The following is a 26,968-nucleotide window of genomic DNA, read 5'->3' as shown; positions in this document are numbered from 1 at the left end:
CTCACACTCGTTCTTCTCTTACAACAGAGCTTTACGATCCGAAAACCTTCTTCACTCACGCGGCGTTGCTCGGTCAGACTTCCGTCCATTGCCGAAGATTCCCTACTGCTGCCTCCCGTAGGAGTCTGGGCCGTGTCTCAGTCCCAGTGTGGCCGATCACCCTCTCAGGTCGGCTATGTATCGTCGCCTTGGTGAGCCGTTACCTCACCAACTAGCTAATACAACGCAGGTCCATCTGGTAGTGGAGCAATTGCCCCTTTCAAGCAGATATCATGCAATATCTACTGTTATGCGGTATTAGCTATCGTTTCCAATAGTTATCCCCCGCTACCAGGCAGGTTACCTACGCGTTACTCACCCGTTCGCAACTCATCCGGAAAGAGCAAGCTCCTTCCTTCAGCGTTCTACTTGCATGTATTAGGCACGCCGCCAGCGTTCATCCTGAGCCAGGATCAAACTCTCATTAAAATAATTGTTTGTCTTAAACTCATTCTGTCACTGACAGATTTATTGTTTTTTTATTGTTCAGTTACTATAACTTCCGTTATAGCGCCCTGCACATTGGTTCGTCTTGTTCAGTTTTCAAAGGTCTTTGTCGCTCTCGCGCGACAACTATATTAGTATATCACGACCAAAACTACTTGTCAATATCTTTTTTCTATTTTTTTAAATTTTTATTTTTTTATGAAAAAGGATGCTTTTTTACATCCTTTTTCATAAATGATGATCCTTGAAATCTTTCAAGTATTCTTGGAGTCTTCTCCGCATTTTTGCTCGTCCAGAAAAACGTTGATTCATCAGAAGTTTATCATAGTCTTCTTTTTCCTGATCGGTTAGGTTTTCTCGGAATTCTTTTAGGGCTCCTCTTAACAGGACTAGTTCATCCAAAAAGAGTTCTTTTGATCGAAGTCGATGACTAATTTCTCCAATCTCTGTATAAGGTACCTTATTTAACTTCCTTTTATCACTCTCTTGTTTTCTAACTTTATCTTTTATATGATTGCGAAACTTTGTTTTGAAGTAGGTTAATAGAATTTCTTCATTTTCTTCTACTTCAGGATTACTTATTTGTAGCTCATATAAGACCAGTCTACCTTCTTGTTCCCAATCTGAGTGATCCCAAAGATGAATATAAAATTCCTTTTCACATTTCCATACTATCCATTTTACTTTTTCATATGATTTTTTAAAGTTCATTGGACCTCCTTTCTTACTTGTTTTCATTTTAAAGGAGGTTTGGATTTATTTGGGTTTATTTTCTATTTGGAATCTTTTTAACTCTAATCGGTCATTATTTTGATAAGAATGTCAGAATAATGGTTTTGTCAAACAAAAAAAGTTGCCACGAATGTAACAACTTTTTTGTGATAGTCCGTACGGGATTCGAACCCGTGTTACCGCCGTGAAAAGGCGGTGTCTTAACCCCTTGACCAACGGACCATTTTTACAACGTAATCTATTATATCAGTTCATTTTCATCTGTCAACACTTTTTTGAAAAAAAGAGCCGAAATTTCGGCTCCCTTGAATGTAGACAAACTATTGTTTTACATAAAAAAGCAAGATGCTTTTCAAAAAATTACTTTTATTTTTAGTCATTTAGGAAGATTAGAAACTTTTCCGCCGTGAGAAAAGTGCCTGAAACGTAATAGTTTCAGGCACTCGGAATTATTGAGACCTTAGGCTCAATAATTAGTCATGGAACTTCTTAGAAGTTCGCTGACGTCCGATCTCACCTAAGGAAAGTTTTTAGAAGACTTTATCTTCAATCTGGGGAGCCGAAATTTTCGGTTCCTTCTAAATACTTTAGAAGACTATAAAGTTTATTACTTATTTTCTTCCATTTTAGATTTAATTTCTTCATAAGATAATGGTTTAGATTCTTTTTCTAATTCTAAATCAGTATCTTCTGGCATTTTACCTGTTTCATACAATGACTTAATTTGAACACTATCCAAGGTTTCGTATTTCAACAAGGCTTCTGCAATCAACTTGTGGGTTTCACGATTGTTCTGGATGATTTCAGCTGCTTTATTGCGAGCTTCATTCAAGAGACTTCTTACTTCTTCATCAATTTCATATGCAGTTTGCTCTGAAATGAATTTTTGAGTCGTTTGAGCTCCAAACATAGCATGGTTGCCTTCGTATTGAACTGGACCAAGTTTTTCACTCATTCCATATTCCGTTACCATAGCACGCGCCATTTGGGTCGCTTGCTCAAAGTCATTGGAAGCCCCTGTGGTTTGAACGTTGAAGATAATTTCTTCTGCAACACGTCCCCCCATCAATCCAGCCAATTGTTCTTTCATATCTTCTTTAGAAAGAAGCATTTGGTCTTCTTTTGGAAGAGCAATCATATAACCACCAGCACGTCCACGTGGAACGATGGTCACCTTGTGAACAACACGAGCATTAGATAGGACTAATCCGACAATGGTATGCCCTGCCTCGTGGTAAGCAACCAATTCGCGTTCCTTTTGAGAAACTGTTCGGTCTTTCTTAGATGGACCAGCAATCACACGGTCTTCTGCTTCATCAATATCAGAGGCGTCTATTACCTTCTTATTGCGACGAGCCGCTACCAGAGCTGCTTCGTTTAAGACATTTTCAAGATCCGCTCCAACAAATCCCGGTGTTTGTTGGGCAACTAGTTTCAAGTCGACATCTTTGGCTAATGGTTTGTTTTTAGCATGGACACGCAAGATAGCTTCACGTCCTTTTACATCTGGACGACCAACTAAAACCTTCCGGTCAAAACGCCCAGGACGAAGGAGGGCTGGGTCCAGAACATCTGAACGGTTAGTAGCTGCAATCACGATGATGCCTTCGTTTCCTTCAAAACCATCCATCTCAATCAAGAGCTGGTTGAGAGTTTGTTCCCGTTCATCATTTCCCCCACCAAGGCCAACTCCCCGTTGACGTCCAACAGCATCAATCTCATCGATAAAGATAATGGCTGGAGCTGCTTTTTTAGCATCTTCAAATAGAGACCGAACCCGGCTTGCACCGACACCGACAAACATTTCTACGAAGTCAGAACCTGAAATACTAAAGAAAGGAACGCCAGCTTCTCCTGCAACTGCTTTTGCTAGAAGAGTTTTACCAGTTCCCGGAGGGCCTTCAAGAAGGACACCTGCTGGGATACGAGCACCCAATTTTGTAAAGCGTTTTGGATCTTTTAAGAATTCAACCACTTCAACAAGTTCTTGTTTTTCTTCTTCAGCCCCTGCTACATCTGAAAAACGAACCTTGATATCTTCTTTATTGGTAGCACGCGCTTTGTTACGTCCGAAGTTCATAGCTCCGCGGGCGCCACCGCCACCGCCTTGGTTCATCATGGAGAAGAAGAAGAACATGACAATCACAAAGGGAACGATTGAAGTCAGAATGGTAATCCACATTCCACTTGAGCTTTCCCGTTTAATGGTGATATCAGCCTTATGTTCGGATGCTAAGTTTTGTAATTCTTGAACAGTCAAATCAGACGGTAAAATTACACTTGTGAAGCGAGTCACCTTACTTGGACTTGGAGTGAAAAATTGAACCCCTGTATCATCCTTGCTGGTTTTTGCTTTGTTATAGGTACCGGAAATTTCAATGACACTACCGTTTGGCTGATAGCTAATTTCCTTGACGTTGTCTGATTTAAGCTCTTTTACCAATTCTGTATAATTGATTTGCTGACTTTGTCCGATACTATTTCCAGCAAAGAAATACTGAAAACCTGTAACAGCAGCTACAATAATCAATAGATACAGAAAAGGATTTCGAACAAAACCATTGTTTTTGTTATTTTTCATCTAGTTTCCTCTATTTTGAATACACTTCTTCTTTTAATACTCCGATATAAGGAAGGTTTCGATAGTTTTCATCGTAGTCTAAACCATAGCCCACAACAAACTCGTTTGGGATGGTAAAGCAAGTGTAATCTGCTTCAATCTCAACCAAGCGTCCTTCAGGTTTATCCAACAAGGTAGCAATTTTAACAGATGCTGGTTGACGTCCTTCAAACAATTCTTTCAAACTCTTAAGAGTTTTACCAGTATCAATGATATCTTCAACAAAGAGAATATCTCGACCCTTAATGTCTTGGTCCATATCTTTGATGATATTAATCACGCCTGAGCTTGATGTTCCACCATGATAGCTAGACACTAGCATAAAATCCAACTCAATATGCGTATCAATATGTTTGATCAATTCCGCCATAAATGGGACTGACCCTTTTAAAATCCCTACTAAAATCGGATTTTTCCCTTGGTAATCTTCTGTCAGTTTTTGACCAAGTTCACGTGCTGCAGTCACGATTTCATCGTGGGAAATGAGTATCTTTTTGATATCTTGTTCTAACATCTTTTTTACCTATCTATTTTCTGGATATAAATTGTATGCTTCATTATACCATTTTTTAATTCCTTACTCAAATCACTGATCGCAATTTCAGGAATAGCCAGTATTTGTTTATCTTGTTCTAAAACCACCAGATTGTTTCGTTGATTTAAAGGGATTTTTTGGTTAATCAACAATCTGCTAATTTTTCTATGGTGACCGTTCATCAGAATACGATCTCCCCTTTTACGGGGGCGAATAAAAACTGGGTGGTTGTTTGGAAGTGGGATTGCCTCCATATATGAATCGCTTGGTTCCACTCCAAATAAAAAGCGATAAGCACCTACTGTCTTTATGGTTCCAAATTGTAACAAAACTTCTGACATTCGGTCATCCGTCCTACGACTGATTTTCCGAATTTCAAAATAGTGATAGTCTTTGTAAAGTTCATAACCATTCTTTAGAACTTGTTGCGTATTGGACTTGGTCACTACTATTCTATGTAATTGTTCAAATTGTGCCCGACTCAATTGCAAGTCTGGAAAACTAGCTAGATACTCTTCCAGCAAATAAATCTGAACAGCTGGTGATTGCTTTTGAAACTGTGTCACATCTTGTGGATTCAAATCTTTGGTCAACTCTTTTAAAGCCTGGTGCCAATGACTGAGATCCTCTCCTAAGTTGACCAAAGCACTCGTCACTTGAGGATTTTCTTTTTCTAACAGTGGGAGATAACGATGGCGGATACGATTACGGAAATAGTCTAAAGAGCGATTGCTTTTATCCTCATAATGAAAAATTTCTGGAAAATCCTTTTTTTTGAAATGTAAGAGGGGACGGATCAACATACCCTGTCCAAATGGTTGTTTTAAAGGAATACCTTTTAAATGCCGCGGACGACTTCCACGAATTAGACGCATTAAAATCGTTTCTGCCTGATCATCCATATGGTGAGCGGTGACGAGAGCACTACAAGCTTCTTCTTTCATAACTTTTTCAAAAAAGTCATAGCGGAATTGTCTAGCTCGGCTTTCCGAAAAAGGACCAGAGAAATGGGCAACCTTCAGTGGTAGATGTTTTGCTTCAGCTAATTCCCGAATTCCTCTTTCCTCCTGGTCAGCTTCAACGCGTTGGTGATGATTGATATGAGCAAGAACGAGTTCAATTCCCAATTGCTGCTGATAATGGTAGAGCCAATCTAGTAAGGTCATGGAGTCCACCCCTCCTGATAAAGCCAAAAGGACTTTTTGATGAGATTCAAAAAGCCCCTCCTTTTGACAGAACTGAAGAAATTTTTCTTTCATTACTGTAAGACCTCATAAATATCTTTGGCAATTGCTGAGATAGTCTCGTAATCAGAGTGATCCGTAAAAATAGCCAAAATAAATGGTGAATCTGTATAAACAATGGCGACATCATGACGGAAATCATAGGCATCTCCAATCTTGTGAGCGACCTTGACTGGGATATCTTTTGAAATTCGTTGATCATCAAAGCGAGTATCCGACAAAGCATCAATGATTCCACCATTTTGTTGGTAGATAGCTTCCATGACATTCCCTGCCATTTTGGTAGATGCCATTCTATTTTCTACATTCCACGTTTTTCCTGCAATCTTATTGGTCACCTTTTGAAATTCTTTATCTGATTGATGCGTCACATAATAGCCTAAAATGTTTTGCGCAACATTATCGGATTCTTTTGCCACCCGATTAATCAAATCAGCGACGGTATATTCCTTATCATCCGGTGTTTTTGAAATACTTCCACTGCCTTCCGGTTCATAAGCTCCTGGATAATCATTGACTTCTTTTGTATATTTTAAAGGAGTCTGCAAATCTACATGGTTTTCGTTTATCTCTTTTTGAGTATAGTACAAATACAAGAGCTTGGCTATACTAGCAGAATACATTTCCTGATCTTCATGTATCCCAGCAGTCTTTCCAGTATCCACCTGCTTCACGTAAACTGCAATTCCGTCTTTGTTGTACTTCTGATTGAGAATCTCTTGGACTTTCTCCATCCGATTATCTGTAGCAGAAAGTTCATCTTTTGCAATCCACCCCTGGCCAGAAATTTCTAGATAGGTCCCTTTTAAAGTTTTGGCAGTCTTGGTGATTTCAACCTTACTATAGGGAGTCAGACTTGTTTTTTTGCTTTTTGCGCCATTTACCAAGGGTTGATCATAAACTGTAAAAGAGGATGTCAGCCACATGGTCTTTTTTTCTTCTGTTAATTCCAAAATCGAATCTTCGTAAATTTGATCTTGATCAGCTACTACATACTGTTTATTCGATAATTTAAAAACAGATTTCCCTTGGTCATTCACAAACAATTGATCAACAGTAAAGGGAGTATCAGGTTTGATTTCCCCAGCTTTTTGACGCAATTCTGGATCCGAATAGGTCACGATTGGCTGATAAACATTCGGATTGGATGGGATGGAGACAAAGAAATGATCCTGAGTCCCTATTTGACTAGTGTATGAAGAATCAGCAGTCAGTGGAACTTGGACTTGGGATGAATCAGATAAGGGTTGGGTGACTAAGAAAGTAGGAAAAATCATCCAATAAACTAACTTATTCATCCTTGCTCCTTTCCTGAGTTTCTTCTTGCAATTTTAAGGCTTGATTTTTTTTAGCTAACTCTTCTAATTTTGTATCAGAATATTCTAGAAATTGTTGAACGGTTTTTACAATATTTTCCATTATTTCGGTAATAAATTAGGTATCGTATAAATATATTCGCCATCTTTAGAGAAGGAATATTTTGCGCGTGCATATTTTGCAGCGTATTCGTCATCCTTCAACTTCTCTACGATATCCTTTTGATATTCTTTTTCCTCAAGGGTTTGCTGATATTGTTCTTGCAATTGAACGTATTGTTGTTTGCGTTTTTGAAGCGTCTGGTAACTCTGAGCCAGATTATAAGTTGGGAGAATAAACAATAAAATAATTAAAATGAGAACCCAACCCATAAAACGGTTCTGTTTTTTTCGCTCCTCATTCTGGTATTTCTGACGCTGATGTTCGTCTTGAATATACCGATTATTCATTTGTACAATATTTTTAGGCATCTTCTTCTATCCTTGTTTCACGAATGATTTCATACATTTTAGACGCATCTTCTTTTTTAGTACTATCTAACATTTCCAACACTTTTACTGTCAATAGCTTATTTCCAAAGCGAACTTCGACTTCGTCATTTACCTTCAAGTCGGTTGAACTTTTCGCTAGGACCCCATTGACTTTGATGCGCCCCTTATCGGCTACTTCTTTAGCTATAGGGCGTCTTTTTATAATGCGGGAAACTTTTAAATATTTATCTAATCTCATCGTATCACCTCTAATGTATTATTGTACCATTTTTTTAGAAAGAGCCTAGTAAAATCTTTCTTCCTAGTCTTGATTTTCCAATTTTTCCTGCTTGATGGCCAGCAATTTTTCCCCAAATTGTCGCAAGCCTTCTAAAATTTCGAAGTCTTTTTTATTTCGCACATCAAAGATTAATTCAATCAATCCTTGGCTTTCTGCAATACGAGCTTTTAAATTAGTTACTGATAAGGCAGCAAAATAATCTTGAGTCAAGAAAAGTTGCTTGGTAATTGGCTCAAATTTCACCGTTAGTTGATTGTCTTTTCGATCAACCACTTTAACAAAGACCTGGTCTAGATAAGATTTGATAAACCCTATTTCTAGGAGATAGGCTACCACATCAGGATATTCTCCGAAACGATCAATCAATTCATCTTGCAGCAGTTCATAATCTTCTTGAATTTGAATTTCTCGAATACGTTTGTAAATTTCAATTTTTTGACGTTCATCGAAGATATAATCACTTGGAATGTAGGCATCAATTTGGAGATTGAGCTCCGCATTTCCTTTTTGGCGTTTTTTCTCTTTTCCTTGTTTCTTCTCAATAGCAGCTTCGAGTAACTGTGAATACATTTCAAATCCGACGGAATCGATAAAACCAGATTGAGAAGCCCCTAAAATATTCCCGGCACCACGAATAGACAAATCTCGCATAGCAATCTTAAAACCAGACCCCAATTCAGTGAATCCTTTAATGGCTTCAAGACGCTTTTCAGAAACTTCTGTCAAGGTTTTGTCCGGCCGGTACATCAAATAAGCATAGGCAATGCGATTGCTTCGTCCAACCCGTCCTCGCAATTGGTAAAGGGTAGACAAGCCCATATGGTCGGCATTTTCAATAAAGAGGGTATTGGCATTGGGGATATCCACACCTGTTTCAATAATGGTGGTCGTAACTAAAATATCATACTCACCTTCAATGAAATCCATCAAGGTGTTTTCCAACCGTACCTCACTCATCTGTCCATGGACAAACCCAATAGAGGCTTCCGGTACCAATTCTTGTAACTCTGAAACTTTTTGCTCAATGGTATCTACCTTGTTGTAGAGATAGTAAACCTGACCTCCCCGATCCATCTCCCGACGAATAGCATCTCGGATAATGGTTGGATTGGTTTCTAAGACATAGGTTTGAACAGGATAACGATTGGTCGGCGGAGTTTCAATAACGGACAAATCCCGAATCCCCAACATAGACATATGAAGGGTACGAGGAATGGGCGTTGCCGTTAAGGTTAAAACATCGACTTTTTTCTTTAACTCCTTGAGGGTTTCCTTGTGTTTGACACCGAACCGTTGCTCCTCATCAATCACGATAAGACCGAGATCCGCAAATTCCACATCCTTAGATAAAAGGCGGTGGGTACCAATCAGGATATCGACCTGGCCTTTTTTTAGTTTTTCCAAGGTTTCTTTTTGCTCAGCACGACTACGGAAACGACTCAAGACATCAACTTCTACTGGAAAGGCTTCGAAGCGTTCTTTGAAATTGGCATAATGCTGTTGAGCTAGGACCGTTGTCGGAACTAAGACAGCCACTTGTTTATGGTCTTTGACAGCTTTAAAGGCCGCTCGCATAGCAACTTCTGTCTTCCCAAATCCCACGTCTCCGACCAAGAGGCGATCCATAGGGCTTGAAGATTCCATATCCTTCTTGATTTCTTGGATAGAGCGAATCTGATCATCTGTTTCAACATAGGGAAAAGCCTGATCAAAAGCTTCTTGGTTCTCATCGTCTGGAGTAAAGGCAAAGCCTTGCAATTGGCTTCGCTCTGCATAAAGTTGAATCAGATCCTCTGCAATATCCTCTACTTCCTGACGGACCTTTTGTTTAGCCTTTTGGAAGCGACCATCGTTGAGTTTGTTGATTTTAGGAGGTTTACCATCACTCGCAACATACTTGGACAGCATCTGGATTTGATCCACAGGGATGGAAATCCGGTCTCCATTTTGATATTGGATGGAGACATAATCTCGGTGGACACCAGAAATTTCAATGGTTTCTAGTCCCAAATACTGACCAATTCCATGAACCTGGTGAACAACGTAGTCTCCCTTTTCCAACTCATTATAGTTTTTTAACCGCTCAGCGTTGGAAATGGTTTGCCGACGAATCTTTCGTTTAACCTTTTTCTGGAAGATTTCTGTCTCTGTAATCAGGACAATCTTCTCATCCACAAAGTGGAAGCCACGCGCTAACCCACCGATGACCAACTGGCTCTGTCCTGGATGAAGCTGATCGGGTGCAAGATAATCCAGTTGGATCCCGTAGTCTCTCAAGTGCTCTTGTAACTGGTGGAGTCCTTGTTTACTCGTCACCTGAAGAATGACTGTGTAATCTTGTTTACGGAAACGGTCAATTTCATCTTTTAAAAGAGAGAACTGACTGAAGAATTCCTGCATGGGGTATTGGTTAAAAGAATAGAGGGCATCAAATCGCAGATTTCCCAAGCCTTTTTGAAAATTTGAAAAATAAGAAGCTGGTTTATAAGTGCGTAAGAGTGCGCTATTGTCCGCAAAATACTGGGCTTCAGCGAAAGAGCGACTCTTTTGTAGGTCCTCTGTCAAAAGGTTAGCAACGTCTACATCAAACCGCGCCTCCTGATCCATGATTTTATGGTAATCATCCAAAAAAAGAGGAGCATGTTTGGGGAGGTAATCAAAGAGAGTGTAGGTTTGCTGATAAAAAAGAGAGAGAAATTTTCGACTATCTGCATGGAGACGCTGGTGATGCGCTTCTGTGAGAATCTCAGTCAAATAGGATTTGAGCTCTGGATGAGGACTTTTTTGAATCATATTTTCTAGATTCTTCTGTCCTCTTAAAAAATCATCTTTAGTTAGTAACATATCGCTAACTGGATGAACTGTTACCGCATCTAGATTTTCTAGTGAACGTTGAGTCTCTGGAGAAAAAGTCCGAATGCCATCAATCTCATCTCCAAAAAATTCCAGGCGATAAGGGAAATCTTGACTGGCTTCAAAAAGATCTAAAATATCCCCTCGAAGACTAAACTCTCCCTGTTGGCTTACCTGTGAAACCTTTTGATAGCCCATGGCCAGGAGGGTATCTTTCAACTCTGTCAGATTTTTTTCTTCTCCAACAGAGAAAGACTGAATCATAGAGCTGACAGTCTTTGGATTAGGTAAGAGCAAACGACTACCACTTACATTGGCAATGACGATCCCTTCTTTTTCTGGAGCTAAAAGAAAATCCAGAGCTTCCAGACGAGAAAAGACCCGTTCCTGGGAAGCAAAGACAAACTCTGCCAAAGGATTGTCATCTCCGAGGAAAAGATAGACCTTTTCTTCGCCTAATAATCCCAATAAATCACTGGCGAGCCGTTCTGCTTCATTTTGGGAAGAGGTCAAGACCAAGACCTTGTGTCCGTCTTCGACAACTGTCGCCATGGTAATGGCTTTTGTAGACGAAGACAGTCCTAGTAGAAGAGAGCGACTTCTTTTTTGCTGGTCTTGTTGCCATTTTCTAATATTTTTATTTTGTTGAAATAGATCAACCAGTGTCTTATATTTATCCATTGTATTGTTGCATTGTTTTCTCAAACTGCCCTTCTTTTAAATAAAAGCGAAGAGCTTCCTCTGATTTGTCGATAGCAAGGAGGATGGTGGCATAATCATCCTGATCGAATTTTCCTAAGACATGGTGGACTACTGACATGCCATGCTTGGGTCTCCCGATTCCAATCTTGATGCGATTAAAGGTCTGAGTTCCAATATGGTTGATGATCGACTTGATTCCGTTGTGGCCTCCAGCTGATCCTTTAACCCGAAGGCGAATCTTGCCGACTTCCATATCCAGGTCATCATAAATAACGACCAAATCTTCCACCTCTAGGCCATAATAGGTCAAAAGCGCGTGCACGGCCTTGCCACTCTCATTCATAAAAGTGGTTGGCTTGACCAAAAAGACCTTTTCTCCATCTATAAAGGTGGAGGTCACATCTGCTTGAAAAATCTTATCATGTGAGAAGGTGAGGTTGAGAGATTTTGCCAGCTGATCCACTAACATAAAGCCTACATTGTGTTTGGTTTCCACATATTTATCTCCCGGATTTCCCAATCCGACGATTAATTTTGTCATTTACTTTCCCTTTCAAAAGCCAAAAGGGCTGGAATTTTTTTCCAACCTTTTGGTTATTTACTTGTTTTCTTTATACATTGAAGCGGAATTCCATGATGTCGCCATCTTGAACGACATATTCTTTTCCTTCTTCCCGCAAGCGTCCCGCTTCTTTTACTGCCTTTTCAGATCCGTATTTCACCAAATCATCATAAGACATAGTTACTGCACGGATAAATCCTTTTTCAAAGTCTGAGTGGATGATTCCAGCTGCTTGAGGAGCTTTCATACCACGTTTGAAGGTCCACGCACGTACCTCTTTTTCACCAGCTGTGAAGTAAGTTCCAAGTCCGAGTAAATGGTAAGCTGCACGCGTCAACTTGTCCACACCTGATTCTGTCAAACCAATGGCTTCAAGAAACTCTTTTTTATCTTCATCGTCTAACTCAGAAATTTCTTCCTCCGCACGCGCAGAAATCACCACTACCTCTGCATTTTCTGTTTCTGCAAAGTCACGAATTTGCTTCACATATTCGATAGAGTCTGGGTCTCCAACCACATCCTCATCCACATTTGCTACATACAGAACTGGTTTAGTAGTCAAGAGGAAAAGACCTTTGACAACTTTTTGTTCTTCATCTGTAAATTCAATGGTACGAGCTGATTTACCATCTTCAAGAACTGGTTTAATCTTTTGAAGTACATTAAATTCTGCAACGGAATCCTTATCTTTTTGCGTACGTGCCATCTTTTCCACACGTGCATAGCGTTTATTTACAGATTCTAAGTCAGCAAGAATCAATTCAAGATTAATGGTATCAATATCTGCTAATGGATCTACAAAAGCATCTTCACGACCTTGCTCACGCATGACATTTTCGTCATCAAAGGCACGAACTACATGGACAATAGCATCCACTTCACGGATATTGGCCAAGAATTTATTACCGAGACCTTCTCCTTTTGATGCACCTTTTACAATCCCTGCAATATCTGTAAATTCAAAGGTTGTTGGGACTGTCTTCTTAGGAGTAATCATCTCCGTCAATTTTTGGAGGCGTTCATCTGGAACTTCTACCATCCCAACGTTGGGATCAATGGTCGCAAAGGGATAGTTTGCAGCCTCTGCTCCTGCTTTTGTAATTGCATTAAATAGGGTTGATTTACCAACGTTTGGCAAACCCACGATACCTGCTGTTAAAGCCATTTTTCTTCTTCTCCGTTCACATTTCAATCCCTTTTATTATAACATAATTCAAAGCACAAGATGATGAAAAAATGCTCTCCCTTAAAACTAAAAGTCACCTGTCCAATCCTGTTAGAATATGGTATAATCAAACCAACAATAATAAAGGAGTTTTTGTAATGAAAAAACTATCAATTAAATCAATTCTTCTGCCTCTTTTAGCAGTCTTTACTCTCTTTCTTTTGGGAGCTTGTGGACAAAGTACAAAAAAAGGTTACCTTCAATTAATTGACCAAGATAAGAAAACAGACATTCGGGTCATTGTTGAATATCAGGGTGATAAAATTCTAAGTACAGATTCTACAACTGTTATTTACTACGAAGGAGCAGGATTGCCAAAAGAACAATTAAAAGAAGTTATTGATAAATACGATGAAAAATTCAAAGATGTCAAAGGATTCTCACACTCTGCAGAATATAAGGATGACTATCTCGTTGAAAAAACAAAGATTGATTATACCAAGGCAGATTTAAAAGAATTACAAAAAAATCAGTTAATTGCTGCACAAGAAAATCAAAATGTTGATTACATCGGCTACAAAACAACACTTAAAACCTTTAAGTCTAATGGCTTCAAAGAAGTAAAAGATGGAAAATTTGAAGAATTAAAATAATACAAAAGAGGCTGGGACAAAAGTCCTAGCCTCTCCATTGTTTTTGGATTGTCGAGCAAGACGCAGTGGTTGAGTGGGCTCTACTACGCTGATTTCATCAGCTTTTACAGCCCTACTCAACTGTGCGGAGGTGGGACGACGAAATCGAATTCTATCGAATTACCGATTTCTGTCCCACTCTCTTTTACAATACTTTTTTCATTTTTTGGTCAAAATCGTGACGGCTCATCATGACTATATGATCACAATTGCTACAACGAATTTTAATATCTGCTCCTACTCGCCGAATTTCCCAACGATTGGCTTTTTTCCCTGTTGCTTTGATGATACAAGCATGGGGTTTTTTCATTTCTACAAAATCACCGACCTGATACATGGATTTTCCTTTCATCAACATAGAAGACGAAAAGCTAGCCTGTTCAATGCTAGCTTTTGGCCCTTAATTAGTCCGAACTGGTGTAATTAATTGAATGAAGCGTTCAGATTCTTCTGCTGGTACCAATGTAAAGGGACGAACTGCAGAGATGAAACGAATGACGACTTTTTCACTTTCAATAGCTTTCAAAGCGTCAATCAAATAAGTTGGATTAAAGCTGATGTTCAAATCATCTCCTGAAACTGCTTCTGTATCAATTTCTTCATTCACGCGCCCTACCTCAGGAGAATTTACGTGGGCAGAAACGACTCCACTAGCGATTTCTAATTTTACAGTACCATTTTGAGTAGCATTAGACAAAAGACGTGCCCGTTCCATGGCTTGGCGAAGATGAGCAACTTTAAAAGTTACTTCCGAACTAAATTCTGTTGGAATCAAGCGATCCGTATCTGGATAGTTTCCTTCCAACAATCGTGTGTAGAAACTGATATTGTCACTTCTAAACAAAATCTGGTTATTGGCAAAGAAGACTTCAACCTGTTCAATCTCATCTGAAAAGACAGACGTTAATTCGCGTAAAGAACGGCTTGGAATCACAACATCAAAGTTATCCCCATTTTTTTCAAGGGTAATATTTTTTTGACTCATTCGATGAGAATCCGTTGCCACCGTTTTTAATTCCTTGTGATCAGAAAGAACAAAATGAACTCCTGTCAAAATCGGACGACTTTCTTGGGTACTTGCTGCAAAAGCTGTCTCAGAAATGATTTTCTTTAAGGTTTGAATTGGGAGCGTTAGAGGGTTGCTCGCTGAAATTTCTTGAATGCGAGGATATTGTTCTGCATCTTTCCCTTTGAGGGTAATTTCTGATTTTCCACTAACTAATACAATTTGTTTTTGTTCGATTTCTTTCACATCTAAAACGACATCTGGTAGACTCGATACAACATTGATAAAGAAAGCTGCTTCTAAAAGAATAGCGCCTGGTGTTGTTACAAGAAGGCCTGCATTTTCATCTTTAACAGAAATAAAGTATTCAATCGAAATTTGTCCATTTGATCCGATGAGAGTAATACCTTCAGAAGTTACATCGATCTTAATAGTGGATAAGATTGGAATTGCATTTTTTGAACTAATGGCTCTTTTTGTCGTATTTAAAGCTTGTAGGAAATAAGCCTTGTTAATAGAAAAATTGATCATGAGATCTCCTTTTATTATTTTAGTATTAGTAAGTTAATAGTAATAGTAGAGTATGTGGAACATGTGGAAAACTCTTCTAAAGCCAGACAGGAATTGAAAAGTTCCTTGTTCACAACATGTGGAAAAAGAAGCAAGTTTTTCTAGGATTGTCCACATAGGATTACTTTAATTTTTTCTTGATGGTTTGAATCTCGAGTCTGAGATTGTCATCAATTTCGATCATCCCTTTGATTTTTTCATAAGCATGCATGACCGTTGTATGGTCTTTTCCTCCAAATTCACGACCGATACGAGGAAGACTATTGTCGGTCATCTCGCGGGCGAGGTACATAGCTACTTGTCGAGCTAGGACAATATTTTGAACCCGTCGAGAGCCTTTCATTTCATTGACACTGACATTGTAAAATTTTCCAACTTCCGTTTGAATCTTTTCAATAGGAATCACCGTAATTTGTAAGGCTTCATTCTTACGAGCTCGAATGGCTTCAGCTGCGACATCTATTGTAATATCTTTGATTTTTTTAACTCTTGCCACAAGAGAGATATCATTCAAAGCACCCTCTAAGTCTCGGACGTTAGAATCAAATTGACCTGCTAGGTATTCAAGTGTATCATCAGGGAAAGTAAAGTCCAGGTCTTCGATTTTATTTCTCAAAATAGCGATTCGAGTTTCAAAATCTGGTGGTGTAATATTTTGCGTCAAGCCCCACTTAAAGCGCGTGACTAGACGTTCTTCTAAGCTATCTAAATGATCAGGACTACGATCGCTGGTTAGGACAATCTGCTTATTATCCCCATAAAGAGCATTAAAGGTATTAAAGAACTCTTCTTGAGTTGTAACCTTTTTTCCTCCAAGCGATTGAATATCATCAATTAAGAGCAAATCCAAGTTTCGATAGGTTTTTTTAAAGGTATCCATATCATTGAGGCGAAGACGCTCTAAAAATTCATTGATAAAGGATTCTGCTGGGATGTATTTTACTCGAGCATTTGGGTAGTTTTCCATAATCTGATTCCCAATCGCGTTGAGCAAATGCGTTTTACCTAAACCGGGTCCTCCATAGATAAATAAAGGATTATAAGTGGTAGCAAGGTTTTCAGAAACTGCTAAAGCGGCAGCCAAAGCCCATTGATTTCCATCTCCACTTACAAAATTATCAAAGGTGTATTTCTTTCTTAATCCTGTTTGGATAGGAGGCAAATCTACTATCGGAGCATGGCTCACTGCATAGTCTCTATTCATTTCTGAAAGGGGAATAAACTCTTTTTCTTCTTCCTCTTCTTCAAGATTGAATTGATAGGAAATGGTTAATTCTACTGCATAAATTTCAAATCCAGCAGTCAAAATCACCTTTGTCATATTCTCTTCCCAGAATAATTTTTTCACTTCCGCATCTAAATAAATAACGGCTTCTTGTTGATCGACTTTGATGAGTCTTGAAGTAAGGACAAAATAGTCAAAGATTTCTTTTTTAAATGTCTTTTTACTTAATTCAATCACACGATTCCAGAATGTTTCTTCTCTTGACACTTATCGCCCTCCTATTCATTTTTACTTGCTATGTTTTTCTTATTTTATCATAAAAGGAGGGAGTTTTCCACAACTTGTTCTGAGGGAATAAAAAAGAGTTTTTTCCACAATATGTGAATAGTTATCCCCAATGTGTGTAGAAGTTTTCCACAAGTTGGGGAAAAGAGAGAAGAAAGTAGGAATATCAAGTAAGGAGGATTTTTGAAGAAGTGGATAATTCTGTTAATTGTTCTATAAAAAATAACAGCCTCATTTGAGACTGTTAATAATTCGCTGGTATTCATCAAGGTTGTTAAATGAAATATGAATACTACCTTTTTCTTGTTTTGTCAGACGGATTTCTACTTCGGTTCCCAGCATCTTTTTTAATCTGTTTTCTTCCTGTGCTAAAAAGAGTTCTTTCTCTTTTTTACTTGGCCTTTTCTTTTTTTGACCAACCTTTTCTTCCAAACTACGAACGCTTAGCCCTTCTTTCAGAGTTCGTTCCAACCAATAGATTTGTAGATCTTCCTTTAAGGGAACTAAAATGCGGGCATGTCCTTGTGAAATTTGCTCGTTTTTGATTGCTTCTTTGACAGCTGGTGAGAGATGAAGCAACCGGACCATGTTGCTGATGTAAGGCCGAGATTTTCCCATAAATTGAGCAATTTCTTCATGGGTAGCCCCTTTATCAATAAGATGTTGGTAGGATTCGGCCTCTTCAATTGGATTCAAATCTTCTCTTTGTAAATTTTCGATAATGGCTTGTTTAATCATGTCATCATCTGATAATTCTCTTATAATCGCTGGGATTTCTTTGAAACCAGCTATTTGAGCTGCTCGGTAGCGTCTTTCTCCAGCAAGTAGTTCATAACCAACAATCGGAGATTTTCGAACAATAATGGGTTGGATTAATCCATTTTCTTTGATTGAGGCTGCGAGTTCTTCTAATTTCTCTTGTACAAAGGTTTGACGAGGTTGAAAAGGATTGGTTCGTATTTGCTTTACGTCAATAATATCAATTTTTTCCATGTTGTATATAGCATAACACACCTTTACAATTTCGTAAAGGTGTGTTGACACTGTTGTAAATTTACTTAATTTCCAAGATTTTCTGTAGATTTCGTTAGTTCAATGGTTGCTGTTTTTTGCTTACCATCTCTATAGAAAATAACTTTGATTTTATCACCAATTTGATGAGAATAGAGGGCAGATTGTAAATCTGCAGTTGATTCAATGGTTGTATCATCGATTTTTGTAATGATATCTAAACGACGTAAATACTTGGATGCCGGCATATCATTTTCAACTGAGCGGACAAGAACCCCACCTTTGAGTTTGCTTGGAATGTCTAATTGGCTAAGATCAGAAGAGGATAGGCTAGCCAGGTCCATCATGGTAATTCCAAGAGCTGGACGAATGACTTTACCATCTTTTTCTAAATGTTCAATAATATTTTGCACATCATTTACAGGAATAGCAAATCCCATTCCTTCAACCGCAGTTTGCCCATTTGAAGAGATTTTACTTGAGGTAATTCCGATGACTTGTCCCTGAATATTGATAAGGGGACCACCAGAATTTCCTGGGTTGATGGCAGCGTCCGTTTGCAACGCTTTTGTAGACACATTTTGGCCGTCTTCTGATTTGAGCTTCACAGTACGTCCGAGACTAGAGACAATCCCTTGGGTAACGGAATTGGCAAATTTTGTCCCTAAAGGACTACCAATAGCGATTGCGGTCTCTCCGACAGTCAACTTAGATGAATCTCCAAATTCAGCCACGGTCGTAACATTGTCTGAACTGATTTTGACAACCGCAATATCTGAGAAGGTATCTGAACCAACAACTTCTCCGGAAACTTTATTTCCGTCTGCAAAGAGAATATCTGCTTCTGTTGCTCCCATTAACACGTGAGCATTGGTTACTACATAAGCGTCTTTCCCATCTTTTTTATAGATAACACCTGAACCTTCACTAGCTACTTCTGGATCAGTATCTGTTTCTCCATTGATGAAGCCTTTTTCAGAGGTTTCAGCGTAGGTAATAACAGAAACAACAGCATTTTTAACCTTATCAACGGCTTCACTAGTTGATGTTGTATTCTTATAAGCACGATTGACTATGGTAGATTTTATTTCTTGGCTAGAATTTGTAGAATTCCCTTTGGTAAACTGGAAAGAGGTTAAGGTTCCTAAGATTCCTCCAGTAAACCCAATGACAAGAACAAGCAAAAGTTGCAAAGCTTTTTTTAGAAAATTTGATGGTTGTTTCATAGTTTTCTCCTATTTGTTCCAATTATGGAAAAGTATAGACCTGGTTTCTTAATTATAACTTAAAATGGAATTTTTTTCCACAAGTTGTGGAAAACTGTGTATAAGTGTGAAAAACGTGAGTATAGAGCCATTTTTTGTAAGATAGATTCAAGCCTATTTATTGAAAACTTGTGTATAAGTTTATTTGTGTTAGAATATGAATATGAAAATTAAGATTGTAACGGTTGGAAAATTAAAAGAAAAGTATTTAAAAGATGGGATTGCCGAATATACTAAACGCTTGAGTCGATTTACGAAGGTAGAAATGGTAGAATTGCTGGATGAGAAAACTCCAGATCGGGCCAGTGACTTAGAAAATCAGCAAATCCTTGAAAAAGAAGGAAATCGTATTTTAGCTAAAGTTGGAGATCGTGAGTATGTGATTGCCTTAGCAATTGAAGGACAACAATTTCCATCTGAGAAGTTTAGTCAAACCTTAGAAGAGGTTACTGTACGAGGGTATTCTGAAATTACCTTCGTGATTGGAGGGAGCCTAGGCTTGTCCCCAGCAGTTAAAAAACGAGCGAATTTACTTATGAGTTTTGGAAAGTTAACCCTTCCCCATCAATTGATGAAGCTTGTTTTAATCGAACAAATCTATCGGGCATTTATGATTCAACAGGGAAGTCCCTACCATAAATGAATCTTGACGCTCCTCCTATTTTCTGATAGAATAAGAAGACATCTGGTCTCATAGCTCAGCTGGATAGAGCATTCGCCTTCTAAGCGAACGGTCGCAGGTTCGAATCCTGCTGGGATCAAAATAAAAAACGTGATTTTTATACAAATCACGTTTTTTTATTACTTAGTTTTTTTAAAAACTAGAGTTTTTCTAAATAAATGGGATAAAAAAATTGCAAAAACTAGATTTTTTGTTCCAAATAGCTGTAAAAATGAACCAAATAGCGGAAATGTTAAAAAAGTCTTTGATTTTTTACTAAAATTTATGTATATTAAATTTAATAATTTAATGATCAAATAAATTATAAGGAGATTTTTTTTATGAAAAACAATCCATCAACAGTTTCTAAGGCATTTAAAGTTCTTACAGAAAAAGAATTGCAGCAAATCTGTGGAGGGGATAAACGCAAGAAGAACAACTTTTCTGAACTTATTGGGCTTATTTTTGGTAGGGGAGGAAACTGATGTTTCTAAATACCCTATTTTCAATTTTAACTATTTTTACAATTATTTTATCCTTTTTAAAAATTGATCAAAAACTTAATAAGTACAGTCATAGTTTCATTTTAGGATTAGGCATTGTTGTTGTATTTGTGATTACAATGTTTTTAGATTATTTTGATTTAAATATTGATTATCTAATGTTATGTCTATGGCCACTATTTCTGTATCTTTATTACTATTTTATTTGTAATATTCAACGTCAGATAGCTATTTTATATTCATTCGTCATTTATTTAGCAGTTGAAAGTACAGATACATTTTTATCTGTAATCACTTCTTCTGTTTTTGGTGATAGTATAATTCATCAATGCTCTGACTATTATTTTTTGACTATCCGAATTATCTCACTTGTTTTAATCATGAAGATATTAACCATTCTCGAAGTGAATCTTCTCTATTTTAAAGAGCGGGTTTTTAAGAAATTTGTCCAGGAATTGATTGTTAGTTATCTTATTTTAACCTTAGTATTGAATGCTTCTCATTGGATAAGTGATATTGGTCATTTCAATAGTTTTGGTAGTATGGTAGCAACGATTTGTTTCTTGATCTTTATCGGAACCATGGTTCAAATGAAGACGGTTCGAGATCGTTATGAAAAGAAAATGGAGTTGAAGCAAAAGAGGTTTGAACAGCGCCAAATGGAGCAGTATATGAATAAAATTCAAGGCCTATATTTAGAATTAAAAGGTTTTCGTCATGATTTTGGCAATATTATCACTTCCTTAAATTTAGCGATTGAGGAAGAAAATATTGAGGATATTAAACGAATCCAAAGAAATGTTCTTGAAGAATGCTACGGCCAACTCCAAAAAGAAGAATATACAGGATTTGACCTAGGAAATATTCGAGATTCTGCTTTGAGAAGCATCCTAAGTAGGGGATGGATCTATGCAGAGGAAATGGGTGTCAAACTAACTTTTGAAACAGAAGACGTTATTGAAAAGGTTCCCATGAGATTATTGGATCTTGTACGAACCGTCGGAATTTTAGTCAATAATGCTATTGAAGCAGCTAAGATGAGTCAAGAAAAAGAAGTTCAAATAGCGGTTTTTAATATGCCAAATGGAGTGCATCTGATCATAAAAAATTCTATTTCTGATGAACCGATTAATTGGAACAAGCTCTATGAAAAGGGATTTTCAACTAAAGGGGATCGTAGAGGAATGGGCCTTGCGATTGTAAAAGAGCTTATTGGAGAATATGCTGCTATTTTTCTAGAGACAGAATTGATCAATGGAAGATTTACGCAGAGCTTAGTTATTGGAGAGAAAGGAAGATAGATGAATATTGTATTACTAGAGGACGAAATTTCTCAACAAGTTCGAGTAGAGAAACATGTGAAAGCTATCGCTGAGGAGGAAGGACTACGATTAAATATTGTTTCCACCAGTAAAATAACTGAATTAAAGGAATACCTAACCAATGGTGATTTTCATCAGCTTTTCTTCCTTGATATTGATATCAAAGGGGATGAAAAAGCTGGCATCAAGGCAGCTCAAATGATTCGCGAGGTCAATCCTTTTGCAATCATTGCTTTTATTACGACGAAATCGGAATTTGCTACCATTACCTATCGTTACAAGGTATCAGCTCTCGAATTTATTGAAAAAACCTTGAATGAAAACTTGTTTAAAGAAAAAATTCGAGAATGTATTCTCTATTTGAAGAAGAATGTGATTGAAAATAAAAATATCATTGATTTCTTTGAATATAGTTTCAAAAATATGGAAATTCGAGTTCCATATCGAGATATATTGTACATTGAGACAACTGGAGTTTCTCATAAGCTACGACTTGTTGGAAAGAATTTTCAAAAGGAATTTTTAGGGACTATCAAGGATATACTTGAAAAAGATGTAGACAATCATTTCTTTAGTCCCAATCAATCCTATCTAGTGAATCAAAGAATGATTGTCAATTTTGATCGTCGCAAGAGACTCTTGATGTTAGAAGAGGAGACAACTTGCCCCGTCTCTCGTACACAGGTTAAAAGGGTCGAAGAATTATTAAATAAAATACAGAAAAAGGCTTGACAATTTTTGAATCGATGGTATAATGGGATATGTTCTGTTAATGACATGGTCCGTTGGTCAAGGGGTTAAGACACCGCCTTTTCACGGCGGTAACACGGGTTCGAATCCCGTACGGACTATATCTCATTCCGCCATAGCTCAGTTGGTAGTAGCGCATGACTGTTAATCATGATGTCGTAGGTTCGAGTCCTACTGGCGGAGCTAAACTAGCATCCTAAGGGATGCTTTTTTTTGTTTAAAATAAGAGCCCCTTTCAACTGAATGGGCTCTTTATGATGCAAATTTACTGATTTTTTGAGGACTGAGATTTATTTCGAATAGCATTGTAGCCAGCGAAGGACAGAATTCCGAGTAGGAAAGCGATGGTTCCTTCTTTTAACCCATGTGGAATGAACTGTAGAACAACCTGTCCTTTTCCTTTAGGGACATCAACAGCCATAAATCCTTTTTGAGCTCTTCGAATAGGGACAGGTTGTTCATCCATCGTCGCTGTCCACCCTTTATCATAAGGAAGTGTAAAAAAGAGACTTGTATGGTGGTCTGTTGTAAAATCTGCAGTGACGGTATTTCCTTTGGTTTGCACATGAACTTCTTGTTGGTGTAACGTTTCAAAGGCTTCCTGGTAGGCCTGAAGGTCCAAAGCAAAAAATTCTGGATTTTGGAAGGTGACTGACGAATTTTCAGGGAAGGCAATTCGAATCTTAACAGTTTCTCCTGCTGTAAAGTGACCAATGGTGAAGAATGGAAATACATTGTCTGTTGTATAGCGGTTGACTTGGCCATTCGTAATGATCTCAACATCGGTATAATCTTCATTCTCAAATTCTAAAGAAGGAAGATTCACATAAAGTTGACTATCGTTTTGAACGTAGAGCTCATATTCGATACTGGCATAAGTTAGAAAACTATCTGCTTCAACTTTAGCTTTCTGAGGACCTTGAGAAGGATCATCTGTACCAGTTTTCAGTGGATGTAATCGCTGATAGAAAGTCAAGGATTGGCCCGTTAGATGATTGAGAAAATTCTTTTGATTATCCAAGGTTAGATTAGAAAATGGGATATCCTTGTAGGGACTTGCTGTTAGAAATGCTAGTGAAAGAGCCTTTTCATTTTGATATAAGGTCTGATTTCCTTGCGTTTCCAATTTATGAAAAGCAAACTTTTGAGGATTCCTATCTGAAAAATTGTATTTGATTCCGAACAGACTGTCCATTAGTAATGTATTGTTTTGATAGCGCAGGTTCAAGTTGGTTCCATCTGATTTAAAACCGAGTTTGTCCAGGGTTGAACTGGTATCTGTATTTCTGACAGATGAAAATTGGGATATCCCTCTAAAATTGTATTTCATACTGTCATTACCAGTTTGAGGTTGGAGAATCTCTGTTCGGTAAAAATTATGATCATCCTGTAAACTTCTTGTCAACTTATTAATTGCTGGAATCTTCCCTTGATAAGAAGAACGAGCTGCAAATACCCATTCAGTTGCAATCCCATCCATCTGATAATAGCTATTTATACTGATTTCAAATAGACAGAAGAAAAGAATAACAGCAGAAAAAATTGGATAAGAAAGTTTACGAACTGTAAAGGCAAGTGTCACAGTGAAAAATACAAGAAGAAATTCTAGTGTCAATACATAATGACTGCTTGTCAAGAAAGGATAGTGTTTGCGATAGAGAAAAGTGAGAACAAACCCAATACTAAGCAAACTAACAGCTAGGCAGAGTCGTTGCCAATTGATTTCTTTTATCCGATTGAGAACTTCTGCTGCCATGAACAAAATTGTCAATGAAAAAAGCCAGGCATAACGGTGAAGAAACATATTGGGAGCATGCATCCCCTGCCAAAATAAATCTAAAGCCTGTAAATAGAAGCTTGCAATAAGAATGACTAATAAAGTCAAATAGGCTAGTTTCACGTGAAACTGGATCGATTTGACAAAGAAAAATAGAAAGGCAAGTAAAAATGGGAACAGGCCAACATAAATCATAGGGATGGCCCCATACTTTGTTGTGTCGAAGCTACCGATTAAGTTTTTTGCAAAAACGTCTAAGTACCAACTATTTTCTGTAAAGGTTCTTGTAATCTTGGTAAAGTTTTCCCCATGAGTTCGTAAATCTAAAATGGTAGGGTAAATCATGATCAAGCTAGTGACCCCTGCTAGAATTGACACGATTGTAAAGTCAAAGAAAGAAGATATTCTTTTTTTAAAGTCCCAGGAAAGCTGAGTACAATACCATAATGTCAAGAAGAGAGCCATCATAAATCCAAAATAATAATTCTGGATGAAAAGGATAGTCAAGCTTGTAAAGTAGAGAACCCGTTTCTTTTGAGTCATTAAACGGTGTAGACCTAAGAGAATGAGTGGAGCCAAAATGAAGACATCGAGCCAGGTTTTGATTTCAATCTGACTGATTGAGAAACTCATTAAAGCAAATGAAGTTGACAGTGAAAGAATCAAGAATTTTTGTAGTTGAGGATAGATTCCCTTAATGGAATGATAGGTTGACAACCCTATCAACCCTATCTTTATCAGTGTAAAAAGATAGACGGAATCAACCATAGATAAACTGTCAAAGAAGAAGACAAAGGGAGATAAAAAACTGCCCAAATAATAGCTAGAAAGGGCGTAAAAGTTTAAGCCTAGTCCACTTGTAAAGCTGTAAAAGAGACTGTCTGTTCCGTGTAAAATATTTCGTAAGGTAACGTCGAAAATAACGTATTGATGGAAACCATCGCCTAATAAAGGAGACGTTTCACTCCCCCAATAAATCCCTTGACTGAGGTAGACAAAAAATAAGATTGTAAAGGGAAGTAAAAAAGCTGTAAAGTAAAATATGATAGGGTGTGATAAAAATTTTTTAAATTTCATATAGTCTATTGAAAGACCCTGAAACAAAGGTTCCAGGGTTTTTGATCATTTAGAGTGATTTCTTAGTCTTTCCAAACTTCTTTGACTTTTGCTTGAACTTCTTGGTTTTCTAAGAATTCGTCATAGGTTTCATCGATCCGGTCAATGACACCATTTTTTGAAAGAACAATGATATGGTTGGCAAGAGTTTGAATAAACTCATGGTCGTGACTGGCAAAGATGATGGATTCTTTGAAGTTTTTCAATCCATCGTTCAAGCTTGAAATAGATTCTAAATCTAAGTGATTTGTAGGGTCGTCAAGTACAAGAACGTTTGACTTCAAAAGCATGAGTTTTGAAAGCATCACGCGCACCTTTTCTCCCCCTGACAAGACGTTTACAGGCTTGTTAACCTCGTCTCCAGAGAAGAGCATTCGTCCCAAGAAACCTCTCAGGAAAGTATTGTCGTCTTCTTCTTTACTTGCGAATTGACGGAGCCAGTCAAGAATAGATTCACCTCCGGCAAAGTCAGCTGAATTATCTTTTGGTAAGTAAGAGCGACTAGTTGTAACTCCCCACTTGACAGTTCCTTCATATTCGATTTCACCCATAATGGCGCGGATCAAGGCAGTTGTTTGGATGTCGTTTTGTCCGATAAGAGCTGTCTTGTCACCTGGACGCAAGATGAAGCTGATGTTGTCAAGAATAGTTTCACCATCAATCTTTACAGATAAGTTCTCTACTGTCAACAAATCATTCCCGATTTCTCGTTCCGCTTTAAAGCTGATAAATGGGTATTTTCGGCTAGATGGGACAATTTCTTCTAACTGAATCTTGTCAAGCATCTTTTTACGCGAAGTTGCCTGTTTAGATTTTGAAGCATTGGCAGAGAAACGAGCCACAAATTCTTGTAATTGTTTGATTTTTTCTTCTGCTTTGGCATTCCGATCTGCTAACAACTTGGCGGCCAGTTCAGATGATTCTTTCCAGAAATCGTAGTTACCGACATAGAGTTTGATTTTTCCAAAGTCCAGGTCGGCCATGTGAGTACAGACTTTATTCAAAAAGTGACGGTCGTGGGATACGACGATAACGGTATTCTCAAAATCAATCAAGAAATCTTCTAACCAGGTAATGGATTGAATATCAAGACCGTTTGTCGGCTCGTCCAAAAGAAGGACGTCTGGTTTACCAAAGAGAGCTTTGGCTAGGAGGACTTTCACTTTATCTCCATTTGCTAGTTCACTCATATTTTGGTAGTGGAGCTCTTCGGGAATATTCAGATTTTGGAGGAGTTGTGAAGCTTCACTTTCTGCTTCCCAACCACCTAGTTCAGCGAATTCTCCTTCAAGCTCTGCTGCTCGGACTCCGTCTTCATCTGAAAAATCTTCCTTCATATAGATAGCATCTTTTTCCTTCATGATGCTATAAAGTTTTTCATTTCCCATGATAACGACGTCAATGGCACGCTCATCTTCGTAGTCAAAGTGATTTTGACGAAGAACAGAAAGACGTTCGTCTGGTCCAAGAGAAATGTGACCAGTTGTCGGTTCAATATCCCCTGCTAAGATTTTTAAAAAGGTTGATTTTCCAGCACCATTGGCCCCAATCAAACCATAGGTATTTCCTTCTGTAAATTTGATGTTGACATCATCAAAAAGTTTACGATCACTAAAACGTAGTGAGACGTCTGTAACTGTTAACACGTATATTTCTCCTCTTTTTCTGTCTATATAAGCCTATTTTACTAGAAAACGCTTGATTTTTCAATGAATACCCTTAAGCATTTGAGGGAGATGATAATGGATGATAAAAGAGGGAAGAACTTGACTTTCCCTTGATGTCATTATATAATGAA

At 37.9% G+C, this 26,968-nt stretch carries 23 protein-coding genes, 4 tRNA genes, 1 rRNA gene and 1 other annotated feature (1 of these 29 cut by a window edge); of the genes, 8 read left to right on the top strand and 20 right to left on the bottom strand.

The annotated features are described in order from the left end of the window. From ABT997_RS06915 to ychF, 13 genes are all read right to left on the bottom strand, one after another. Nucleotides 1-468 (bottom strand): 16S ribosomal RNA (locus tag ABT997_RS06915); the annotation flags it as partial. Between the two features lie 246 nt (nucleotides 469-714). Next, a complete protein-coding gene (locus tag ABT997_RS06910) occupies nucleotides 715-1,197 on the bottom strand; it encodes a hypothetical protein (RefSeq protein ID WP_023024841.1) in 483 nt (160 codons plus the stop codon). Nucleotides 1,198-1,368: 171 nt separating this feature from the next. Then, nucleotides 1,369-1,440: transfer RNA gene (locus ABT997_RS06905), tRNA-Glu, on the bottom strand. 385 nt (nucleotides 1,441-1,825) lie between these two features. After that, nucleotides 1,826-3,799, bottom strand: coding sequence for an ATP-dependent zinc metalloprotease FtsH (gene ftsH / locus ABT997_RS06900; RefSeq protein WP_006595315.1), 1,974 nt, complete (start codon nucleotides 3,797-3,799; stop codon nucleotides 1,826-1,828). A 10-nt stretch (nucleotides 3,800-3,809) separates the two neighbouring features. Continuing rightward, on the bottom strand, nucleotides 3,810-4,352 hold the full coding sequence (gene hpt / locus ABT997_RS06895; RefSeq protein ID WP_048690450.1) for a hypoxanthine phosphoribosyltransferase: 543 nt from the start codon (nucleotides 4,350-4,352) through the stop codon (nucleotides 3,810-3,812). Between the two features lie 5 nt (nucleotides 4,353-4,357). Next, nucleotides 4,358-5,632 (bottom strand): tRNA lysidine(34) synthetase TilS, encoded by a 1,275-nt coding sequence (tilS, locus tag ABT997_RS06890; RefSeq protein WP_350019035.1) that lies wholly within the window; start codon nucleotides 5,630-5,632, stop codon nucleotides 4,358-4,360. Next, on the bottom strand, nucleotides 5,632-6,915 hold the full coding sequence (locus ABT997_RS06885) for a serine hydrolase (RefSeq protein WP_350019034.1): 1,284 nt from the start codon (nucleotides 6,913-6,915) through the stop codon (nucleotides 5,632-5,634). The genes tilS and ABT997_RS06885 overlap by 1 nt, the downstream gene beginning before the upstream one ends. Continuing rightward, entirely contained in the window at nucleotides 6,908-7,036 is a 129-nt protein-coding gene (locus ABT997_RS06880) for an SP_0009 family protein (protein ID WP_260469288.1), read from the bottom strand. Before ABT997_RS06880 ends, ABT997_RS06885 begins: the two co-directional genes overlap by 8 nt. After that, nucleotides 7,036-7,404, bottom strand: a complete 369-nt coding sequence (locus ABT997_RS06875) for a septum formation initiator family protein (RefSeq protein ID WP_023024832.1) — start codon at nucleotides 7,402-7,404, stop codon at nucleotides 7,036-7,038. Before ABT997_RS06875 ends, ABT997_RS06880 begins: the two co-directional genes overlap by 1 nt. Beyond that, complete coding sequence (locus ABT997_RS06870) at nucleotides 7,397-7,663, bottom strand: RNA-binding S4 domain-containing protein (protein ID WP_154854241.1); 267 nt, start codon at nucleotides 7,661-7,663, stop codon at nucleotides 7,397-7,399. Before ABT997_RS06870 ends, ABT997_RS06875 begins: the two co-directional genes overlap by 8 nt. A 63-nt stretch (nucleotides 7,664-7,726) precedes the next feature. Next, entirely contained in the window at nucleotides 7,727-11,239 is a 3,513-nt protein-coding gene (mfd, locus tag ABT997_RS06865) for a transcription-repair coupling factor (protein WP_154854584.1), read from the bottom strand. Continuing rightward, nucleotides 11,232-11,801: an aminoacyl-tRNA hydrolase gene (pth, locus tag ABT997_RS06860; protein ID WP_129822614.1), complete on the bottom strand. Its 570-nt coding sequence runs from the start codon at nucleotides 11,799-11,801 to the stop codon at nucleotides 11,232-11,234. The genes mfd and pth overlap by 8 nt, the downstream gene beginning before the upstream one ends. A gap of 70 nt (nucleotides 11,802-11,871) precedes the next feature. Then, on the bottom strand, nucleotides 11,872-12,987 hold the full coding sequence (gene ychF / locus ABT997_RS06855) for a redox-regulated ATPase YchF (protein WP_006595324.1): 1,116 nt from the start codon (nucleotides 12,985-12,987) through the stop codon (nucleotides 11,872-11,874). Between the two features lie 158 nt (nucleotides 12,988-13,145). Here ychF and ABT997_RS06850 point away from each other — a divergent pair, with 158 nt between their 5' ends. Next, entirely contained in the window at nucleotides 13,146-13,640 is a 495-nt protein-coding gene (locus tag ABT997_RS06850) for a DUF1307 domain-containing protein (RefSeq protein WP_154854244.1), read from the top strand. Nucleotides 13,641-13,824: 184 nt separating this feature from the next. On the opposite strand, the gene ABT997_RS06845 is transcribed toward ABT997_RS06850, so the two are convergent. The 5 genes from ABT997_RS06845 to htrA form a co-directional block, all read right to left on the bottom strand. After that, nucleotides 13,825-14,016, bottom strand: a complete 192-nt coding sequence (locus ABT997_RS06845) for a DUF951 domain-containing protein (protein ID WP_126403553.1) — start codon at nucleotides 14,014-14,016, stop codon at nucleotides 13,825-13,827. 63 nt (nucleotides 14,017-14,079) lie between these two features. Further along, a complete protein-coding gene (gene dnaN / locus ABT997_RS06840) occupies nucleotides 14,080-15,216 on the bottom strand; it encodes a DNA polymerase III subunit beta (protein ID WP_154854247.1) in 1,137 nt (378 codons plus the stop codon). 160 nt (nucleotides 15,217-15,376) lie between these two features. Further along, nucleotides 15,377-16,747 (bottom strand): chromosomal replication initiator protein DnaA, encoded by a 1,371-nt coding sequence (dnaA, locus tag ABT997_RS06835; protein ID WP_048715111.1) that lies wholly within the window; start codon nucleotides 16,745-16,747, stop codon nucleotides 15,377-15,379. Nucleotides 16,748-16,996: 249 nt separating this feature from the next. After that, nucleotides 16,997-17,758, bottom strand: a complete 762-nt coding sequence (locus tag ABT997_RS06830; RefSeq protein WP_350019033.1) for a ParB/RepB/Spo0J family partition protein — start codon at nucleotides 17,756-17,758, stop codon at nucleotides 16,997-16,999. Between the two features lie 65 nt (nucleotides 17,759-17,823). Further along, nucleotides 17,824-19,002 (bottom strand): serine protease HtrA, encoded by a 1,179-nt coding sequence (gene htrA, locus ABT997_RS06825; protein WP_126405018.1) that lies wholly within the window; start codon nucleotides 19,000-19,002, stop codon nucleotides 17,824-17,826. Between the two features lie 202 nt (nucleotides 19,003-19,204). Between htrA and rlmH the strand changes: the two genes are divergently transcribed. The 7 genes from rlmH to ABT997_RS06790 all read left to right on the top strand — a co-directional run bounded on the left by rlmH (nucleotide 19,205) and on the right by ABT997_RS06790 (nucleotide 22,460). Beyond that, nucleotides 19,205-19,684 carry a 23S rRNA (pseudouridine(1915)-N(3))-methyltransferase RlmH gene (gene rlmH, locus ABT997_RS06820; RefSeq protein ID WP_126405017.1) on the top strand — a complete coding sequence of 160 codons (480 nt, stop codon included), beginning with the start codon at nucleotides 19,205-19,207 and terminating at the stop codon, nucleotides 19,682-19,684. 44 nt (nucleotides 19,685-19,728) lie between these two features. Further along, nucleotides 19,729-19,802: transfer RNA gene (locus ABT997_RS06815), tRNA-Arg, on the top strand. Between the two features lie 241 nt (nucleotides 19,803-20,043). Then, nucleotides 20,044-20,187, top strand: coding sequence for a bacteriocin (locus ABT997_RS06810; RefSeq protein WP_117744856.1), 144 nt, complete (start codon nucleotides 20,044-20,046; stop codon nucleotides 20,185-20,187). Beyond that, on the top strand, nucleotides 20,187-21,506 hold the full coding sequence (locus ABT997_RS06805; RefSeq protein WP_350019032.1) for a sensor histidine kinase: 1,320 nt from the start codon (nucleotides 20,187-20,189) through the stop codon (nucleotides 21,504-21,506). Before ABT997_RS06810 ends, ABT997_RS06805 begins: the two co-directional genes overlap by 1 nt. After that, the gene (locus ABT997_RS06800; RefSeq protein ID WP_006595334.1) at nucleotides 21,507-22,259 is read left to right on the top strand and encodes a response regulator transcription factor; all 753 of its coding nucleotides are present in this window, start codon (nucleotides 21,507-21,509) and stop codon (nucleotides 22,257-22,259) included. It abuts the gene before it with no gap. A gap of 47 nt (nucleotides 22,260-22,306) precedes the next feature. Continuing rightward, a tRNA-Glu gene (locus tag ABT997_RS06795) sits at nucleotides 22,307-22,378 on the top strand. 8 nt (nucleotides 22,379-22,386) lie between these two features. Beyond that, nucleotides 22,387-22,460: transfer RNA gene (locus ABT997_RS06790), tRNA-Asn, on the top strand. Nucleotides 22,461-22,542: 82 nt separating this feature from the next. Here ABT997_RS06790 and ABT997_RS06785 read toward each other — a convergent pair. Further along, nucleotides 22,543-25,131 (bottom strand): YfhO family protein, encoded by a 2,589-nt coding sequence (locus tag ABT997_RS06785; protein ID WP_433916231.1) that lies wholly within the window; start codon nucleotides 25,129-25,131, stop codon nucleotides 22,543-22,545. 62 nt (nucleotides 25,132-25,193) lie between these two features. Beyond that, complete coding sequence (locus ABT997_RS06780; protein ID WP_350019031.1) at nucleotides 25,194-26,816, bottom strand: ATP-binding cassette domain-containing protein; 1,623 nt, start codon at nucleotides 26,814-26,816, stop codon at nucleotides 25,194-25,196. A 143-nt stretch (nucleotides 26,817-26,959) separates the two neighbouring features. Further along, nucleotides 26,960-26,968, top strand: a binding site (T-box leader) (it continues 217 nt past the right edge of the window).

This window comes from Streptococcus australis, assembly GCF_040226615.1.
Classification (GTDB): Bacteria; Bacillota; Bacilli; order Lactobacillales; family Streptococcaceae; genus Streptococcus; species Streptococcus australis_E.
Note: the sequence above shows the minus strand (reverse complement) of the source record. Positions and strands in the feature narration are given on the sequence as shown.

Excerpts from the sequence above, each read along its gene's own strand:
- ABT997_RS06910 (WP_023024841.1), bottom strand. The coding sequence starts at position 1,197 with ATGAACTTTAAAAAATCATATGAAAAAGTAAAATGGATAGTATGGAAA.
- ftsH (WP_006595315.1), bottom strand. The coding sequence starts at position 3,799 with ATGAAAAATAACAAAAACAATGGTTTTGTTCGAAATCCTTTTCTGTAT.
- hpt (WP_048690450.1), bottom strand. The coding sequence starts at position 4,352 with ATGTTAGAACAAGATATCAAAAAGATACTCATTTCCCACGATGAAATC.
- tilS (WP_350019035.1), bottom strand. The coding sequence starts at position 5,632 with ATGAAAGAAAAATTTCTTCAGTTCTGTCAAAAGGAGGGGCTTTTTGAA.
- ABT997_RS06885 (WP_350019034.1), bottom strand. The coding sequence starts at position 6,915 with ATGAATAAGTTAGTTTATTGGATGATTTTTCCTACTTTCTTAGTCACC.
- ABT997_RS06880 (WP_260469288.1), bottom strand. The coding sequence starts at position 7,036 with ATGGAAAATATTGTAAAAACCGTTCAACAATTTCTAGAATATTCTGAT.
- ABT997_RS06875 (WP_023024832.1), bottom strand. The coding sequence starts at position 7,404 with ATGCCTAAAAATATTGTACAAATGAATAATCGGTATATTCAAGACGAA.
- ABT997_RS06870 (WP_154854241.1), bottom strand. The coding sequence starts at position 7,663 with ATGAGATTAGATAAATATTTAAAAGTTTCCCGCATTATAAAAAGACGC.
- mfd (WP_154854584.1), bottom strand. The coding sequence starts at position 11,239 with ATGGATAAATATAAGACACTGGTTGATCTATTTCAACAAAATAAAAAT.
- pth (WP_129822614.1), bottom strand. The coding sequence starts at position 11,801 with ATGACAAAATTAATCGTCGGATTGGGAAATCCGGGAGATAAATATGTG.
- ychF (WP_006595324.1), bottom strand. The coding sequence starts at position 12,987 with ATGGCTTTAACAGCAGGTATCGTGGGTTTGCCAAACGTTGGTAAATCA.
- ABT997_RS06850 (WP_154854244.1), top strand. The coding sequence starts at position 13,146 with ATGAAAAAACTATCAATTAAATCAATTCTTCTGCCTCTTTTAGCAGTC.
- ABT997_RS06845 (WP_126403553.1), bottom strand. The coding sequence starts at position 14,016 with ATGTATCAGGTCGGTGATTTTGTAGAAATGAAAAAACCCCATGCTTGT.
- dnaN (WP_154854247.1), bottom strand. The coding sequence starts at position 15,216 with ATGATCAATTTTTCTATTAACAAGGCTTATTTCCTACAAGCTTTAAAT.
- ABT997_RS06830 (WP_350019033.1), bottom strand. The coding sequence starts at position 17,758 with ATGGAAAAAATTGATATTATTGACGTAAAGCAAATACGAACCAATCCT.
- htrA (WP_126405018.1), bottom strand. The coding sequence starts at position 19,002 with ATGAAACAACCATCAAATTTTCTAAAAAAAGCTTTGCAACTTTTGCTT.
- rlmH (WP_126405017.1), top strand. The coding sequence starts at position 19,205 with ATGAAAATTAAGATTGTAACGGTTGGAAAATTAAAAGAAAAGTATTTA.
- ABT997_RS06810 (WP_117744856.1), top strand. The coding sequence starts at position 20,044 with ATGAAAAACAATCCATCAACAGTTTCTAAGGCATTTAAAGTTCTTACA.
- ABT997_RS06805 (WP_350019032.1), top strand. The coding sequence starts at position 20,187 with ATGTTTCTAAATACCCTATTTTCAATTTTAACTATTTTTACAATTATT.
- ABT997_RS06800 (WP_006595334.1), top strand. The coding sequence starts at position 21,507 with ATGAATATTGTATTACTAGAGGACGAAATTTCTCAACAAGTTCGAGTA.
- ABT997_RS06785 (WP_433916231.1), bottom strand. The coding sequence starts at position 25,131 with ATGAAATTTAAAAAATTTTTATCACACCCTATCATATTTTACTTTACA.